17 protein-coding genes are annotated in these 16,120 nt (G+C 72.3%); 6 read left to right on the top strand and 11 right to left on the bottom strand.

Going from position 1 to position 16,120, the window contains the following annotated elements:
• Positions 1–182: 182 nt before the first annotated feature.
• The gene (locus AB0J12_RS22445) at positions 183–713 is read right to left on the bottom strand and encodes a TerD family protein (RefSeq protein WP_363266105.1); all 531 of its coding nucleotides are present in this window, start codon (positions 711–713) and stop codon (positions 183–185) included.
• A 199-nt stretch (positions 714–912) separates the two neighbouring features.
• On the opposite strand from AB0J12_RS22445, the gene AB0J12_RS22450 reads away from it, so the two are divergent.
• The 3 genes from AB0J12_RS22450 (at position 913) to AB0J12_RS22460 (ending at position 3,650) form a co-directional block, all read left to right on the top strand.
• Positions 913–1,440 (top strand): DUF6584 family protein, encoded by a 528-nt coding sequence (locus tag AB0J12_RS22450; RefSeq protein ID WP_363266106.1) that lies wholly within the window; start codon positions 913–915, stop codon positions 1,438–1,440.
• 726 nt (positions 1,441–2,166) lie between these two features.
• Positions 2,167–2,829 carry a ScbR family autoregulator-binding transcription factor gene (locus AB0J12_RS22455; RefSeq protein ID WP_363266107.1) on the top strand — a complete coding sequence of 221 codons (663 nt, stop codon included), beginning with the start codon at positions 2,167–2,169 and terminating at the stop codon, positions 2,827–2,829.
• A gap of 56 nt (positions 2,830–2,885) precedes the next feature.
• Entirely contained in the window at positions 2,886–3,650 is a 765-nt protein-coding gene (locus AB0J12_RS22460) for an SDR family oxidoreductase (RefSeq protein WP_363266108.1), read from the top strand.
• A 69-nt stretch (positions 3,651–3,719) separates the two neighbouring features.
• On the opposite strand, the gene AB0J12_RS22465 is transcribed toward AB0J12_RS22460, so the two are convergent.
• Positions 3,720–4,385 (bottom strand): ScbR family autoregulator-binding transcription factor, encoded by a 666-nt coding sequence (locus AB0J12_RS22465; RefSeq protein ID WP_363266109.1) that lies wholly within the window; start codon positions 4,383–4,385, stop codon positions 3,720–3,722.
• A 220-nt stretch (positions 4,386–4,605) separates the two neighbouring features.
• On the opposite strand from AB0J12_RS22465, the gene AB0J12_RS22470 reads away from it, so the two are divergent.
• Both AB0J12_RS22470 and AB0J12_RS22475 read left to right on the top strand, forming a co-directional pair.
• Positions 4,606–5,559: a ScbA/BarX family gamma-butyrolactone biosynthesis protein gene (locus tag AB0J12_RS22470; RefSeq protein WP_363266110.1), complete on the top strand. Its 954-nt coding sequence runs from the start codon at positions 4,606–4,608 to the stop codon at positions 5,557–5,559.
• A 7-nt stretch (positions 5,560–5,566) separates the two neighbouring features.
• A complete protein-coding gene (locus AB0J12_RS22475) occupies positions 5,567–6,544 on the top strand; it encodes an NAD(P)-dependent oxidoreductase (RefSeq protein WP_363266111.1) in 978 nt (325 codons plus the stop codon).
• A 50-nt stretch (positions 6,545–6,594) separates the two neighbouring features.
• Here the strand turns inward: AB0J12_RS22475 and AB0J12_RS22480 are convergent, their stop codons facing one another.
• The 6 genes from AB0J12_RS22480 to AB0J12_RS22505 form a co-directional block, all read right to left on the bottom strand.
• The gene (locus AB0J12_RS22480) at positions 6,595–7,281 is read right to left on the bottom strand and encodes a 2OG-Fe(II) oxygenase (RefSeq protein ID WP_363266112.1); all 687 of its coding nucleotides are present in this window, start codon (positions 7,279–7,281) and stop codon (positions 6,595–6,597) included.
• Between the two features lie 167 nt (positions 7,282–7,448).
• Positions 7,449–7,994, bottom strand: coding sequence for a methylated-DNA--[protein]-cysteine S-methyltransferase (locus tag AB0J12_RS22485; RefSeq protein WP_363266113.1), 546 nt, complete (start codon positions 7,992–7,994; stop codon positions 7,449–7,451).
• A gap of 35 nt (positions 7,995–8,029) precedes the next feature.
• Positions 8,030–8,830, bottom strand: a complete 801-nt coding sequence (locus tag AB0J12_RS22490; protein ID WP_363266114.1) for an MGMT family protein — start codon at positions 8,828–8,830, stop codon at positions 8,030–8,032.
• Positions 8,827–9,417, bottom strand: coding sequence for an RNA polymerase sigma factor (locus tag AB0J12_RS22495; protein WP_363266115.1), 591 nt, complete (start codon positions 9,415–9,417; stop codon positions 8,827–8,829). Before AB0J12_RS22495 ends, AB0J12_RS22490 begins: the two co-directional genes overlap by 4 nt.
• 76 nt (positions 9,418–9,493) lie before the next feature.
• A complete protein-coding gene (locus tag AB0J12_RS22500; protein ID WP_363266116.1) occupies positions 9,494–10,270 on the bottom strand; it encodes an AfsR/SARP family transcriptional regulator in 777 nt (258 codons plus the stop codon).
• A gap of 151 nt (positions 10,271–10,421) precedes the next feature.
• Positions 10,422–10,778, bottom strand: coding sequence for a PfkB family carbohydrate kinase (locus AB0J12_RS22505; RefSeq protein ID WP_363266117.1), 357 nt, complete (start codon positions 10,776–10,778; stop codon positions 10,422–10,424).
• Between the two features lie 155 nt (positions 10,779–10,933).
• Between AB0J12_RS22505 and AB0J12_RS22510 the strand changes: the two genes are divergently transcribed.
• Positions 10,934–11,404 carry a hypothetical protein gene (locus AB0J12_RS22510; protein WP_363266118.1) on the top strand — a complete coding sequence of 157 codons (471 nt, stop codon included), beginning with the start codon at positions 10,934–10,936 and terminating at the stop codon, positions 11,402–11,404.
• Between the two features lie 73 nt (positions 11,405–11,477).
• On the opposite strand, the gene metK is transcribed toward AB0J12_RS22510, so the two are convergent.
• From metK to AB0J12_RS22525, 3 genes are read right to left on the bottom strand one after another with little or no spacing between them, the layout of a single operon-like run.
• On the bottom strand, positions 11,478–12,695 hold the full coding sequence (gene metK, locus AB0J12_RS22515; RefSeq protein ID WP_363266119.1) for a methionine adenosyltransferase: 1,218 nt from the start codon (positions 12,693–12,695) through the stop codon (positions 11,478–11,480).
• Positions 12,696–12,730: 35 nt separating this feature from the next.
• On the bottom strand, positions 12,731–14,128 hold the full coding sequence (locus AB0J12_RS22520; protein WP_363266120.1) for a lyase family protein: 1,398 nt from the start codon (positions 14,126–14,128) through the stop codon (positions 12,731–12,733).
• The gene (locus AB0J12_RS22525; RefSeq protein ID WP_363266121.1) at positions 14,125–16,095 is read right to left on the bottom strand and encodes an FAD/NAD(P)-binding protein; all 1,971 of its coding nucleotides are present in this window, start codon (positions 16,093–16,095) and stop codon (positions 14,125–14,127) included. The genes AB0J12_RS22520 and AB0J12_RS22525 overlap by 4 nt, the downstream gene beginning before the upstream one ends.
• Positions 16,096–16,120: the final 25 nt, after the last annotated feature.

Genomic DNA, 16,120 nt, shown 5'->3' on the forward strand with positions numbered 1-16,120 from the left:
ACGCCGCCGGAGAACGGCCCCGCGTCGGTGAACCGGCGAGGCGGGAAACGCATGGGCTGCCTGGGGCGAAGAGGCGCTGATGCGGACGGTGTGCCCTGGTGCGGTTCCGCTGTGGGGGATGGCCGCGGCCGCAAGACAACGTGAGCTGCGCTGGTCGGGAAGCGACCCGAGCGAATCGCGGATCAGTGACGCGCGCTGCCCATTTCCGAACTGAAGGTCCCCGGGTCGCTGTCGAAGCCCTGAATCATCCGGCGAAACTGCCACGCTCCGCCGGCGTCCCTGCAGAACTCCGCGACGGTAGCCGCCGTCGCGTCGGCGACCTCCGCGAAGTCGTCCGTCATCAGTTGCCGGTATTTCTCGACCACGAGGACGCCGACGTTAGAGATGTCGCCGAACGTCCGCGGCCCGCCGGTCTGGTGGATGGCCACGCCGACCACCACCCGGCCGTAGGCTTCCGAGAGGCGCTCGAACTCCAGGACCATCACCTCGACGAAGCCGAAACCCATACCGGTCTGGCTGTGCCGGGTCATGTTGATGGTGCCGTCCGGTGAGCGGCTGTCGTAGTGCACCGTGTACGCCGGCCGGCCGTAGGGGGCGTCGGCCGGGTAGACGGCCGCGATGATGTCGAGGTGCCGGGGAGCCTCTCCGAACGGACTCGGGTCCCACTTGAGCCGCACCTCGACCTTGCCCAGTCCTTCGCCCGCACCACTCATCCTGCCGTTCCCCCTCAGGGTCACCGCGAGACCTTCCCGCATGATGAAGTATGCGGTCCTGGCAGCTGGTTGATGCATTCCGTGCAGAGCCCCGGCGCTGCGGCGTCGTTCACGCCGACATCCGGGAGGCGGCGGTCAGGCCGGCGGCAGCGGCAAAACCAGGTCGACGTGGATCAGCGGAGTACCCGATCATGCGTTCATGCCTCTGAGAGAGACCCTTGCCCGAGCCGACGCAGACCTGGCTGCCGGTCGGGTTCCCGTCGCGCGCCAGCGCCTGCGCGGTCTCGTGTCGTCCTTTCCGCACGACCTGACGCTCCGCCGTCGTCTGGCAGAGGTGTACCGGCTCTACGGCGACGCCGCCGAGGCCGGACGCTGGATGTACCTCGAGGAGGACCGGGACGCCGACGAGACGGCAGCCTTCGAGGCGCGGTACGGGTCTCCCGGGTGGCGGATGAAGGCTCTCGCCTGGCGCGGTCCGGAGGCGAAGGCCGCCACCGCCTTCGCGCAGGGGCGGCTGATCGCGGTGCGGACCGCTCGCGCCGAGGAGGTGGGGCACCCCGTCGACTGGGATGACCCCGCCTCCTCCCGGGACGGCCTGGAAGGGGAGCGCGAGGCGCCGACCGAGCCGCGGACGGTCGCCGGTGTGCTGGCGGGCGCCGGCTGTCTGGTGGCGGCCCTTGTGTTCCTCGCGATCTGGGTGAACGGACTCCTTGCCCTCTTCGACTGACACACGTCACCGGGCCGGTGAGGAGCGCCGCTCATGGTGCGACAACTACGCTTCCTGCCGCGCGGCGTACGCCATCTCTTTCGGGGCCCAGGAAACGCCGCCGGCGCGCGAACGGCAGGGCACGGGCACGGGTACAACCGATCGGGACGGCCGGTCGTCTGACGCACGGATCCGCTGTCAAGGGGCAGAAGAGGATGCGGGCTCGTAGAACCGCCCTGGGCGTCGCCGCGGCGCTGCGCCTGACCACCCTCGCCGCCGCGGGCCCGGTGCGGCTGGCGGAGCAGTCGAGCTGCCGCAGCAGCAAACGGGAAGACATCTGCACATCAGGTACGACGACAGCGCTTTCCGGGCCGGCAAGGCGTTCGTGGCGCTCGCCGAGTTCCTCCTCCAGCTCTCGGGCAGCGCCCTGCATCCACTGCCGACGTCGACCCCAGTGCAGGGCCGCCCTCGCGTGGCCTGGCGGAAACGCCGAACTCAACTCGCTTGCGGGGGCGGGCATCCGGCGGCGCTCAAGTGCGCCCGACTACCGTTGCGGTCACCCCCCGTTTCACAAGTCAGTCGACCGGTTTTTCGTTGACAAGTCGTTCGACCGGTTTCTATCCTGTGCCGCAGTCGGGAGAGCCGCTCCCGTCTGTCGAGTACCGCGAGGCCGGGGACGGGCCGGCGGTGCAGGCGGTGGGCCTATGGGGATAGGTCCTGCCGCTTCGATGTATGGGGGGCCAACTGATGGCGAAGCAAGAGCGATCGGAACGCACGCTGGAGAAGCTGACCGTCGCGGCGGCCGAGCAGTTCGCACTCCACGGCTTCGTCAAGTCGACGCTCGGCGGCGTGAGCCGGGCCGCCGGCGTCACCAAGGGGGCGCTGTTCTTCCACTTCCCGACCAAGGACGACCTCGCCGACGCCGTGCAGAAACGGGGCCAGGACATCCTGGAGGCGATGCTCACGGACTTGACCTACGCGGAGAAGTCCTGTCTCCAGGTCCTCGTGGACGCCCTGCACGCGCTGAGTGGAATGCTGCGCTCGGATCCCTTCGTCAAGGCCGGCGTGCGGATCGCGCGGGAGCGGACGGCCGGGAGCCCGGCTCCCATGGACTTCTACCCGCTGTGGCTGGGCCGGCTCGGGCAGTTGCTCGAAACGGCGCGCAAGGATGGCGAGTTGGCCGCCGACGTTCCCGACCTGTCCGCGCGCACCCTCGTCACCGCGGCGGTCTGCGGAGTCGAGACGCTGGCGTGGATGGGCGTGTCCGAGGACGAGAGTCACAAGTGGCTCGGGTGCCTGTGGGAACTGGTGCTTCCCGTCGTCGCCTCCCCGGACGCCCTCGCGCGGGTGAGGACCACGGCGCCCACGGGCGGCGCGCCCTGGGCCCGCGGGCGCGCCGCAAGTCACTGACCGCTGCTACAACCTGCCACGGCTGCGACCCGGGCAGGTCTCAAGGGGGGTTGGACATGCGCGCGTTGGCGGGCAAGACGGCACTGGTGACGGGTGCGAGCAGGGGGATAGGGCGGGGCATCGCGCAGCGGCTGGCGCAGGACGGCGCCTTGGTGGCGGTGCACTTCCGCGAGGACGAGAGCGCGGCCGCCACGACCGTCGGGGCGATCCGGGACGGTGGCGGACGAGCGTTCGCGGTACGGGCGGACCTGGGTGCGCCGGGGGGAGTGGAGAGCCTGTACGCCCAGTTCGACGCCGGAGCCGCACGCCACGGCACGGGTCCCGGACTGGACGTCCTCGTCAACAACGCAGGGGTCAGCGGATCCGCCCGCATCCACGAGGTGACGCCCGAGCTGTTCGACCGCATCTTCGCGGTGAACGCCAAGTCCCTGGTGTTCACGGCCCAGCAGGCGCTCGAGCGGATGCCGGACGGGGGCCGCATCGTCAACATCTCCTCTGCGGCCGCCCGCATCGCCTACCCGGAGTCCCTGGTCTACTCCATGAGCAAGGGGGCGGTCGACACCTTCACCCTGGCGCTGGCCAAGGAGGTGGGGGCGCGCCACATCACGGTCAACTCCGTCCGGCCCGGATTCATCGAGACCGACATGAACGCGCAGAAGCGCCGTACGAGTCGAGCGGCGGCGGAGCTGGCCGCGTGGTCCGTGTTCGAGCGGCTGGGACAGCCGGCCGACGTGGCCGACATCGTCGCCTTCCTGGCATCCGACGCGTCGCGGTGGATCACGGGTCAGTGCATCGACGCCTCGGGCGGTTCCCGGCTCTGACGGCTCCCGCGGGCGTGACACGCGGTGCCGTCACCGGGCCGGCCGGTGCCGGGCAGCCTGGCCGGCGCCTCAGTCCGCCCTCGCGCCCTCGCCGATCGCGGCCCGCAGTTCGCCGGACCCCGCCGGTGCGAACCGGGCCAGGCGGCGGGCCGGGACGACCCCGGGCAGCAGCCACGTCCACATGTCCGTGACCCGGTCGTGCAGGTCCTGCCGGGCGGTGCGCACCTGTGACGTGATCTGCACTCCGGCGAACGCCCCCACGATGTAGGTCGACAGGTCGCCAATGTTCACCTCGGGCTTGACGTCGCCGGCGCCCTGGGCGTTCGCCAACAGGTCGCGGACGGAGTCGATCCACTGGTTGTAGGGCGTCGGGTCGGGCGCCGCGAACGAGCCGAGCTCTATGACGAGCCGGATGCCCGCCCGCAACCGGGTGCTGGAGCGCAGGCCGTGGGCCATGCTGTGCGTCAGGTCGATGGCTCGCTGCAGCGCGCGGAGGTCGGGATCGACGCCCTCGGGGAGCAGTTCGAACTGTTCCGCCACCAGTTCCCTGGCCAGGGCCTCCTTCGACTGGAAGTGGAAGTACATCGCCCCCTTGGTGACACCGGAATGCCTGGCGATGTCGCTGAGGCTGGTGCTGCCGAACCCGGCCGCGTCGAACGCGGCCGCCGCGCCGTCCAGGATCGCCTGCCGTGTCGCCTCCGCACGATCCTGCCGAGTTCTCGTTCCCGTCGCCACAGTCGGTTCTCCTCCCCGCGCGGTGCGGATGACGGCATTCCGCCTCTCCGGTGATCACCGCGATCCCTCACGCGCCCGAACTTCCACTTCGCTATAGCCGAAGAATACCATTCGGCTAGTATTCTCGGCGCGGAGCCTCGGATGCTCGCGGAGCCTTCGAGGCTGTATCGGTACTGGTCAGACGGTGTTTCCACATCAGTTTCCAGAACTGGGGGGCTCAATGAATTCCCTTTTGCAAGCCGACCGTCCGCATTTCGGGGAGAGGCGCGACCCCGAGCTGTTCGAGCAGACGGTCCCGCGGAGTCTCGTCCACCGTGCCGCCGTGTCCGAGGTGCTGCTGACCGGGTGGGAGACCGTTCACGACGATCACCGCCTCGGTGCGCAGTGGTCCCGCACCCACAGCTACTACGGAGCGGTCGACGGCCGCTGGCACGACCCGATGCTGTTTGCGGAAACGATCCGACAGGCCTGCCTGCTGTTAGCCCACGAAGCGCTCGACGTGCCCATGGGCTCGGGCTTCCTCACCGAGTCCACCGGCTTCGAGGTCGACGAGGAGCAGGTGCGCCTCTCCCGTCCGGCCCGTCCCGCCCACGTGGTGCTCGACATGCGCCTGAGCCACATACAGCGGCGCGCCGGTGTGGTCAGCCGCTACGGCTACGACGTCGTCGCCCACCGCGACGGTGAGCGGCTCGGCAGCGGCCGGCTGAAGGGCAAGTGCACCTCGCAGGCCGTCTACCGGCGGCTGCGCGGCGACCGGATCGACGCCCGCCCGCCGCACACCACGACGGCCCCGGTCGACCCGCGGCTCGTGGGCCGCGACTGCGAGTCCGACGTCGTGCTCGGTGCCTGCGCCGACGCCGGCGCCCACCCGCTGCGGATCGTCGCCGAGCATCCGGTGCTCTTCGACCACCCGGTGGACCACGTGCCCGGCATGGTTCTCATGGAGGCGGCCCGGCAGGCGGGCCTGCTCGCCCTGGGCGCGCCCCGTGGTCTCCTGGTCGCGTGCGAGGCGCAGTTCCGGCGCTACGTCGAGTTCGACCTGCCGTGCCTGGTGTCCGCCGACGAGCCGGAGCACGACGGCAGGGGACGCCGCACCCTCACCGTCCGCTTCCTCCAGGACGGCTTCGAGGCCGGCACCTGCCGGGTCGCGATCCTCACCGCGGCCGGGGAGTGAGCGGCACATGGCCGAACCCACGACACACGCCGCGCACGGGACGGGCACCGTCCTGGTGGCCGGAGGCACCGGTTTCATCGGGAGCGCCGTGGTGCGTGCGCTGCTGTCGGGCGCCGATTCCGGCGCCCCTGACCTGAGGGTCCTGTCGTCCCGCGGCGCTTCGGTCGTTCCCCACGCCGACGGGGTGCGGCACCTCGGCGCCGATCTCACGCGTCCGGAGACGCTGCGCGGGGTGTGCGAGGACGTGACGACGCTGGTGCACGCCGCCTCCTACGTGGGGCGCGATCCCGACCGTTGCGAGGCGGTCAACCACCTCGGTGTGCGCGCCCTGCTCGACGAGGCCCGGCGCGCCAGGGTCGCGCGCGTCATCTACCTGAGCACCGCCTCCGTGTACGGGACCGGCCCGCACCGCGGAGCCGGCGAAGAGGAGATCACGCCCCGCCCCCTGTCCCCGGCGAGCGCGTCGCGGCTGCGCGGGGAGTCCGCCGTCCTTGACGCCGGCGGCATAGTGCTGCGGCCGCATCTGATCTACGGGGAGGGCGATCGCTGGGTGGTCCCGGCCCTGGCCCGGATGCTGACGGCCGTGCCGGACTGGCCGGCGCACACCAGGCCGCTCACCTCGGTGATCTCGCTCCGGGACCTGGCGCGCTGCGTCGCGGCGCTCGTCCGTGACCACGAGGCGGCACGGGGCCCCGCGATCTACCACGCGGCCGATCCGCGTCCGCTGCCGTTCGGCAGACTGCTGCTCGCCCTGCACCGGGTCCTCGGGCTGCCGCTGCCGCCCGGCGACATCTCCCCGGCCGAACACCGAGCCGGCATCCAACAGGCGATGCCCGGGTTCTCCGACCATCAGTACGCCCTGGTCACCCAGGACCACTGGTACGACGCGCGCAGGCTGTGGGAGCGGTCCGGGCAGCGGCCCGGGCCCTTGTTCGAAGAGCAGTTCGCCGCGTGCCGGGACTGGTACGCGCGGCAGCCGGCATGACGCCGTGACGCCGTGGCCGGTGCCCCCCGGCACCGGCCACGGCGCCGACGTCACGGCGCGTCGTGGAAGATCACACCAAGGACGTGCCGCCGGCCGTCGTGCACCGCGCTCACCCCGTGGCGCAGCATGTAGCGGCTCCAGCCCCGCGCCGACCGTACGGGACGGTCGTGCACCGTGAAGATCAGTCCCTGCCCCTGGCCCGGCCGTTTCACCACGGGACGGGACTGGGCGCGCGGACGCTGCTCGACGAAGACGCTCTCCCCACCGGTGAAGTCGACATCGGGACGGTCCAGCATCACCGCCACCTGCAGCGGGAACGTCAGCTCGCCGTAGACGTCCTGGTGGAGGCAGTTGTAGTCGCCCGGGCCGTAGCGCAGCAGCAGGGGTGTGGGCCGGAGCTGTCCGGCCGCGGCGCACGCCGCCGTCATTTCGGCGTGGGTCTGCGGGAAGCGGGGCCGGTCCAGGCGTTCCGCCCACTGGTTGGCGATCCGCGCCAGCGGCGGGTACAGCCGCGTGCGCAGCGCGGTCACCACCGGAGGCAGCGGCGCGGCGAAGTAGCGGTAGCGGCCGCTTCCGAAGCGGTGGCGGCCCATGTCGACGGTGCTGCGGAACACGTCGTCCCGGTCGAAGAGCGCGCGGATCTCGCCGCAGGCCTCCGGCGACAGCAGGGGCGGGGTGACGGCGACGCCCTCGGCGTCCAGCTCCGCGCTCAGCGCCGTCCAGTCCAGCGCGTCCACGGCGGGCAGGTCGAGGGTGTCGTCGGCGCCGGCGTCGGGCGCGGTGGGGATGCGGCCGTGTTCCAGGCCGGGCAGGTGAGGGGTGTCGTAGCTGGTCAGGGTGTGCTCCGCGGTCGTCGATGAAGACGGGCGCCGGAGGCGGGGGATGTGCTCCGGCGCCCGCCCGTTCAGAGGGAGGGCGCGGCCGTGCGGCCGGACTCCAGGTCGAGCAGGAACCGCTTGGCCGCGACACCGCCCGCGTAGCCGGTCAACCGGCCGCCCGAACCGACCACCCGGTGACAGGGCAGCACCACGCACAGCGGGTTCGCGCCGAGCGCGGTGCCCACGGCCCGCGCGGCCCGCGGCCGTCCGAGCGCGGCGGCCAACTCGGCGTAGGTGCCCGTCGCCCCGTACGGGAGGATGCCGTCCAGCCGCTCCACGGTGGTCCGGCTGAACGGTGTGGCCAGGCGGAGGTCCATCCGTACGGTGAACGCGCGGCTGCGGCCTTCGAGGTAGGCGTCGAGCTCGCGGCCCGCCTCTTCGAGAATGCGGAGCTGGGCCGGGGTGGCTGCGTCGGCGTCCACGGCGGTGAGGCCACCGCGGGTGATCCGGTTCACCGCCTGCTCACGGTCGTCGAAGGCGCACAGCACCAGTGCGTCGTCGGTGGCCGCGAGGGTCAGCGGACCCAGCGGGGTACGGTGCGAGGCGAGTGCGGCGGTGGGTGGGGTGGGCATGGGGACCTCTCTGTGGTGCTCCGTGGTGCGCCGGGTCAGACGGTGATGGGCCGGCAGCTCTTGCAGGCCCGGTAACCCGCCTCGCGGGCGTCCTGCGCGGTGCGGAAGTGCACCCGGTGCCCGGGGGTGATGCGGCGTGCGTGGGCGCAGGTGGGGTGGCAGTAGATGAAGGTGGTGTCGCTGCCGAGGAACACCGCGCCGGCCCGGGACAGCTCCGCCACCCGGCGCATGTCGATGTGTTCGGCCCGGCGCAGGGCCTCACCCGCCTTCGGCAGGTACGCGGCGTCGCACGGCGATCCGTTGTCGTGCGTGACCCGGTGGCACGGTATGAGCACGGCGACGGGATTGGCCGCCAGCGCGCGCAGGATCTCGGAGACCGAGGGCGGGTCCTCGGCGCCGGCCTCACGGGCGATCCAGCTCAGCGGCCGAAGCTGCCCGGTGGGGATGTTCCGCACCGCCTCCAGGACCGCGCGCTGCTGTGCGGGCAGCCCGGACAGGTCGATCGCCAGCCGGCGGGCCCGGCCGGTGCGCAGCGCGGGGATGAGCCCGGGGAGCGGTCGGCCGCCCGGGATCGCCGAGCGTCCGGTGCGCGCGCGGTGCAGTTCCTCGAAGCCGGTCGAGGTCAGGCCCGCCGAGTCCAGGCAGGCGCCGGTCACGGCTCGTGGACCGGCGGCCACGAACAGACCGCCCGCGGCCGTGTCGAGGCGCACGTACGTGTCGTAGCGCTCCTCGGAGATGCCCGCACGGCGCAGCACGCGCAGCGCGAAGTCCTCCGGTGCCCCGGTTGCGAGATCCGGCAGACGCCGCGTCACCGCGTCGCCGTTGCTTTCGTTCACATCGTCACCTCCTTCAGGGCCGTCGGCTCCGGTTCCAGCAGTCGCCGCAGGCCGGCCAGCCCGCGGGAGACCTGCGCCTTCGCGGTGCCCACCGCGCAGCCCTGTACCTCGGCCACCTCTGCGTAGCTCATCCCGATCACATGGTGAAGCACGACCGGTATGCGATGGTGCTCGGGTAAGGCGGACAGCGCCGTGACCAGGCGGGAGCGGTCCTCCGCAGTCGCCGCGCGTTCCTCCGGACCCGGGCTGTGGTCAGGCCAGACGTCCATGGTCTCCTCCACGGGCAGTCCGGCCGTGGCCGGACGCCGTGTCCGAGTACGGACGTAGTTGCGCCACACGTTCGCTGCGATGGTCATCAGCCACGCACGGGGACGCAGCTCACGGCGCCGTGCGGGGCTGTATTCCTGCAGAGCCGTGTAGGCGCGCAGAAACGTGTCCTGGCCCAGGTCGTCCGCTTCGGCGAACGAGCCGGAGACCCGGTACAGGAACGCGTGCACCGCCCCGGCGTGCACCCGGACCAGCTCGGTGAAGCCGGATTCGAGGTGCGCCGCCAGGAGATCGGTCAGCTGCTCGGCCTTGTCGTCCATCACTGAGAGAAACACCGTCCAGGGCCAGGTGGTTGCAGACGTCGGGAAGCGGTCGTCCGCCGACGTCGGGAACGGGTCATCGGTGGACGACCGGAGCGTCCAGCGCCGAGCTGCCGGCCAGGACCGCCTGGTACAGGCGCCGCATCCGGGGGACGGGCTCGATCCCCAGGGTGTCGCCGAGCGCCCGGCGCAGGCCGTGGAAGACGTCCCCGGCGCGTTTGCGGTCGCCGGAGCGGTACAGCGCCACCATCAGCTGGGCGTGCACGTTCTCGTGGGTGGGGTGGCGCGCGGTCAGATCACTCAGCTCGTCGACCAGCTCACGGTGCTTGCCGAGGGCCAGATCGGCCTCTATGCGCTGTTCCAGCACCCCTTGCCGGGTCTCCGCCAGCTCCGCCAGGTGCGGTGAGCTGAGGGGGCCGGTGCGGACGTCCGACAGGGCGGTCCCGCGCCACTGGGCGAGGGCCAGGGTGAACATCTCCGACGCGGTGCGGTGGTCCCCGGCGGCGGCGGACAGGCGCCCGCGCCGCGTCAGGTCCGTGAACCGGAACCGGTCGAAGTCGGTCGTCTCCAGGGCGAGCTGGTAGCCCTGGTTCCTGGTCAGCAGCAGACGGCTGTGGTCGCCGCGGGGGCCGCGCAGAGCCTGCCGTATGTGGAGCACGTAGGTCTGGAGTGTGGACATCGCGCTCTTCGGGGGAGTCGACCCCCACAGCTCGGTGATGCAGTCGCCGGCGCGCACCATCCGCGGTGCGTTCAGCATCAGGAATGCGAGGAGCTGGCGCGGCTTCGGTGCGCTCGGCACCAGATTCGCGTCGGAACCGGACAGTAAGAGGGGGCCGAGAACGCCCGACTTCATAAGGAATTCCTATCCCCGTGGTGTCGTAACACTTCGAACAGGCATCCTGTTTTGCGACTCGAGGATAGGCATGTAACGTTTTCGACGTCAAACGGAATGATGACTGATAATTAATTCGGTCAGCCAGCCGGTTCTTTTGTTCGGCTGGTATTCAGGACGGTAATCTGGCGGCTATTTGATCCGCGGCGTCCGGGCCGTAGGCGCACCGGAGGCGGGCCGCCAGCCGGTCCCGGACCAGCGGGTAGCCCTGGGCGTCGGGCGACTCGAGAGCGGCCGCCGCCAGGGCGCACCCGAGCTGCGCCGCGCGCTCGGCGCACCAGCCCCAGACGGCACCCGCCAGAAAACCGGCGCGGAACGCCTCGGCGGTCCCCGACGGATCGCCCTCCCGCGCCGCGCGCACCGCCTCGACACCGGCCGTGGGGCGCCCGCGCCGCGCGATGGCCACCCCGCGCAGCCCACGTGTGACGCCCAGGTGCCCACCCGGCCGAGCAGTTCCGCCTCCCCCCACCCGGTGAGTTCACGCAGCAGCGGCACGTCGAACTCGTCCGTGAACGCGTAGCGGGCCCCGTCGACGAGTTGGCGTGCCTGCCGGCCGGTGAGGCGGGACAGCCGGTCGCCGGGGTCGGCAGCGAAGGGGATGCCGAGCCGTCTGCACTCCTCGGTGTGCCGCACCATGGCCTCGACGTCCCCTGCCGTCACCACCACCAGACCCAGCCCGCCGATGCGGCGTGCGGCCGGCAGCAGGGTGATGTGCCGGGACTCCGTCTGCGCGCCGTCGTACGACAGCCTGAGCCGGCCGTCCCCCGCGTCCCTGATCTCCACCGCCCGCGCCGTGTCCAGGGCCTCGCTGACGCGCACGAGTTCGAGATCGACGCCGTACGACAGCAGGGAGCGGCCGTAGTCGGCGAAGTCCTTGCCGACCGCCCCGGCCAGCAGCGGGCGCAGGGCGAGACGGCCCAGTCCCACGGCGATGTGGCGCCTGCCCCGCCCCGGCGCACCCGCAGGGTCTCGGCCCGCACCGCGGCGGCGCCGCGGCCCAGCGCCGTGCCGTCGGTGAGCCGGCCCGCGACGGTCAGTACCTGGTCGGTCGCGATGGCACCGGTCACGGCTATACGCATGGTGATCAACTCCTAGGGAGCCAGGCCCGTCAGGAGGCGACGACGCGGCCCCGGACCACGGGGGTCCGGGGCCGGGTTCGGGCGGACGGTTACCGCCGGGCGGCCCGGCGCAGCGCATCGACGCGGTCGGTGCGCTCCCACGTGAAGTCGGGAAGTTCGCGGCCGAAGTGCCCGTAGGCGGAGGTGCGGGCGTAGATGGGGCGCAGCAGGTCCAGGTCGCGGATGATCGCGGCCGGGCGCAGGTCGAAGACCTCCGTCACGGCCTTCTCGATGGCCGCCTGCGGGACGGTGGCGGTACCGAAGGTCTCGACGAAGAGACCGACGGGTTCGGCCTTGCCGATGGCGTAGGCGACCTGCACCTCGCACCGGGCTGCGAGGCCGGCGGCGACGACGTTCTTGGCGACCCAGCGCATCGCGTAGGCGGCGGAACGGTCCACCTTGGAGGGGTCCTTGCCGGAGAAGGCGCCGCCGCCGTGGCGGGCCATGCCGCCGTAGGTGTCGATGATGATCTTGCGGCCGGTGAGGCCGGCGTCGCCCATCGGGCCGCCGATCTCGAAGCGGCCGGTGGGGTTGACCAGCAGCCGGTAGTCCTCGGTCTCCAGCTTGAGGCCGTCCTGGGCCAGTTCGTTCAGCACGTGCTCGACGACGTGTTCGCGCACGTCGGGGGTGAGCAGGGAGTCCAGGTCGATGTCACTGGCGTGCTGCGAGGAGACGACGACGGTGTCCAGGCGTTTGGGCTTGCTGCCCAGGTACTCGATGGTGACCTGGGTTTTGCCGTCCGGGCGCAGGTAGGGCACGGTCCCGTCGCGCCGCACCTCCGACAGGCGCCGCGACAGGCGGTGAGCCAGGTGGATGGGCAGCGGCATGAGGCTGGGCGTCTCGTCGCAGGCGTAACCGAACATCAGCCCCTGGTCGCCGGCGCCCTGGAGGGCCAGCCGGTCCTCCTCCGGCGAGGAGCCGTCCACCCGCCGCTCGTAGGCGGTGTCGACGCCCTGGGCGATGTCGGGGGACTGGGCCCCGATGGAGACGGACACGCCGCAGGAGGCGCCGTCGAAGCCCTTGGCGGAGGAGTCGTAGCCGATCTCCAGGACGGCTTCGCGCACGAGGGCGGGGATGTCGGCGTACGCGCTGGTGGTGACCTCGCCCGCGACATGGACCTGACCGGTGGTGATCAGGGTCTCCACCGCGACGCGGGCCGTGGGGTCCTGGGCGAGGAGGGCGTCGAGGATCGTGTCGCTGATACGGTCGGCGATCTTGTCGGGATGGCCTTCGGTGACTGATTCCGAGGTGAAGAGCCGGGCAGACATGAGAACTCCTGGGGGTCGGGACGACGGGGCGTGGATCAGGGGTTGCGGTGACGTTCCAGGGCGTGGTCCACCAGGGAGGCGGCCGCGCCCGTGTACGTGGCGGGATCGAGCAGATCCGCCAGTTCCACGGGGCCCAATGCGGGCCCGACAAGCGGGTGTTCGGCAAGGACGTCGGCCAGGGGCCGTCCAGTGCGCGCGGCGGTCTCCGCCGACTCGGACAGCAGCCGCTTCGCCGTGGCCTTGCCGAACTCGGGCGCCAGGACCGCGACGATCCGCTCGGACGCCATCAGGGCGCCGGTCGCGGCCGCGTTGGCCCGCATCCGCTCCCCGTGGACGACGAGCCCCTCGCACAGCTCGACGGCGGTGTGCGAGGCGCCGCCCGCCAGCCGCAGACACTCACGCAGCAGCAGCCATTCGGCGTGCCAGACACCGCCCGAGCGTTCGTCCTCGGTCACCAGGCACTGCGTCAGCGCGCCGGACAGCGCGGGAACCTGGAGCGCGGCCGAGCGGATCAGGGTGGTCAGCACCGGATTGCGTTTGTGCGGCATGGCCGAGGAGGCACCGCGCCCGGCCACCGGCGGCTCGGCGACCTCACCGACCTCGGTACGGCCCATCGACTGCACGTCCACGGCGATCTTTCCCAGCGCTCCGGTCACGAAGGCCAGGGCCGCGGCCGCGTCGGCGACGGGGGAGCGCAACGCGTGCCAGGGCAGCGGGGCGCTGGCCAGCCCGGTCTCGGCCGCGAACGCCTTCGACAGCGCCGCCGCGTCCGCAGCCGGCGCGCCGTCCACCGCCGAGTACTCCAGATAGCCGGCCAGGGTGCCCGCCGCACCGCCGAGCGAGACGGGCAGCCGGCCGTCGAGCAGCCTGGCCACGCGGTCGGCCGCCTCGCGCACCAGCAGCCCCCAGCCGGCCGCCTTCAGCCCGAAGGTGATCGGCACGGCGTGCAGGGTCAGCGTCCGCCCGGCCATCAGGGTGTCCCGATGCCGCGCCGCCAGCCGGTCCAGCGCCGCCGCGGTGCGCAGCAGGTCGGCGTGCACCAGGCGCAGCGCCCGGTCGCAGACCAGCATGGCGCCGGTGTCGAAGATGTCCTGACTGGTCGAACCGCGGTGCACGTAGTCGGCAGCCTCCGGGTTCTCCTCGGCGACGACCGCGGTCAAGGCGCGGACCAGGCCCACCACCGGGTTGGCGCTCTCCCGGGCGGCGACGGCGAGCCGGCGCAGGTCGATCCGCTCGGCGCGGGCGGCCCGGGTGATCGCCGCGGCGGCCCACGCCGGCAGTGTGCCGAGCCCGGCCTGGGCGCGCGCCAGCGCCGCCTCCGCGTCCAGCATCGCCTGCAGCCAGGCCTCGTCACCGACCGCCCGCTCCACCGGGGTGCCCGCCCGCACCGGGGAGAGCAGCCCGGAGTCCAGTCCCGCCGGGTGTGCGCTCACGCGGGTGCCTCCGTCAGCGTCTTGCCCGGACGCCCTGGAGAGGCGTCCGCGGCGGCGGGGGCGAGGGCCAGCACCGCCCGCGCGATGGCGTCGGAGTCGCCCAGGGTCACCGAGTTCACTCCGGGCCTGATGCCGGCCGCGGTCACCCAGTGCACCGCCTCCGTCGGCACCCCGTACGCGAAGCGCCGTGGATGCCTGCGGCCGTACGCGTCGACCAGGTGGTACGGGCGCTCGGTGACCTCGAGCCCGCCCGTCTCGTAACTCGTCCCGCACGCACCGGGAATACGGAACGGACGGCACTGCCCGGTGGTCAGCAGCCCGCGCAGCAGCGGATCGGAGGTCCGGCGCACGTCAGGCTCCGGCAGGCGCGCCTCCACCAGCACCCGGGCGCGCACCGGGGCGCCCCCCACGCCGTCCGACTCGGCGACGAACGCTCCCGCCGTACCGTCGATGCGCACCCGCATGCCCGGACCGATCAGATCCAGGACACCCGCCTCGAGCAGCGCGATCAGCTCCTCGACGCGTGAGGAGGGCGGCCCGATCGACAGGAAGGCGTTGAGCGGGGTGTACCAGCCCTCCACCTCGTCCCGGTAGGAGGTGCCGTCCAGGCCGCCGTGGTCGAGGGCGAGCCGCACCTCGTTGCGCAGGTCGCGCAGCACGTCCAGCGCCGCCTTGAGAGGGCCGCTCACGTTGCCCGCCCGGGCCTCGCGCACGTCCTGGCGCAGATGCTCCAGCATCCAGCGGCGGAACTCCGCCCGGTCGGCGAACTCCCCGTCACCGTGCGGCCGGAAGATCCGGTCCCAGTCCCACCGCTCGTCGCGTGGGATGCGGTACGCGTCGAGCAACTCGTCGATGTGGGCGGAGCCCTCGGGCAGCGAGACGAACCGCTCCACGAACTCCTCGCGTTCGCCCTCCCGGCCCCGGGCGCTCAGCAGCGTCCCGTAGAAGACGCTCTCCACCTCCCGGGCGATCAGCGGCCACAGGTCGGTGCCGAAGTACACCCGCTCACCGTCCACCGCGCGCTCCCGCAGCGCCGCGACCGCCTCCTCGGTCAGCACGCGCGGCTCGTGACGGCCGTGCGCGCCCTTCTCGTTGGCGCCGCGGGCGTGGTAGGGGATGCCGCGCCGGGAGCCCGCGACGATGCGGGGCTCGCGGCCGGAGGGGCGGTAGACGAGACGTTCGCCGACGCGGTCGAAGCGGCCGCCGCGCCCCACGGTGAGCAGGGCCATGTGGTCGAAGAAGTTCAGGCCGAGTCCGCGCAGCAGCACGGTCTCACCGGAGCGCACGTCCGACAGGTCCAGGTCCGCCGGGTTGGCCGGCAGGACGTGCAGCAGCCCGTGGGCCCGCGCGCGCTGCGAGAGCAGGCGCTGGGCGGAGGAGACGGAGCTCGGCACGTGTCCCTGGGAGAGAACGACCGCGTCGAGGCCGTCGAGGACCGCCCCGTCGGACAGCACGACCTGCTGCGCGCCGTCCTTGGGCCGTTCCCGCAGGGCGACGGCGCGGGCCTGGTGCACCCGCACCCGTACGTGCGGCGGGGCGTGGGACACCACCCGGGCGAAGACGTCCTCCAGGTAACGGCCGTAGAAGGCGCGGGTCGGGTAGTCGTCCGGGCCGAGCCGGCGGGCCTCGGCCAGCACGGCCTCGTCGTACAGCGGCGCCTCGCAGGGCCCGTCACGGAGCGTGCGCGCCCACTCGTACAGGCTGGGGCCCGGCTCGACGGGGCCGTCCATCTCCACGCTGGCGTCGGTGAACACGGTCACCTGTGAGGCGACGGTGTTCATCAGCAGCACACGTGCCTGTTCGGTGCGCCACACGCGTCCGGCGCCGGGTCGGTAGGGGTCGACGACGTGCACGGTGACCGCCCGGTGAGCGGGCGCGGAGCGTTCGTTGGCGCACAGCCGCTCCAGGACCGACAGACCGCGCGGTCCCGCACCGACGAGGCACAGGTCGAGGTCACCGCTGGGCATAGGGATACTCCATGGGTGTCAGGGG

It is taken from the genome of Streptomyces sp. NPDC049915, assembly GCF_040656475.1.
Lineage (GTDB): Bacteria > Actinomycetota > Actinomycetes > Streptomycetales > Streptomycetaceae > Streptomyces.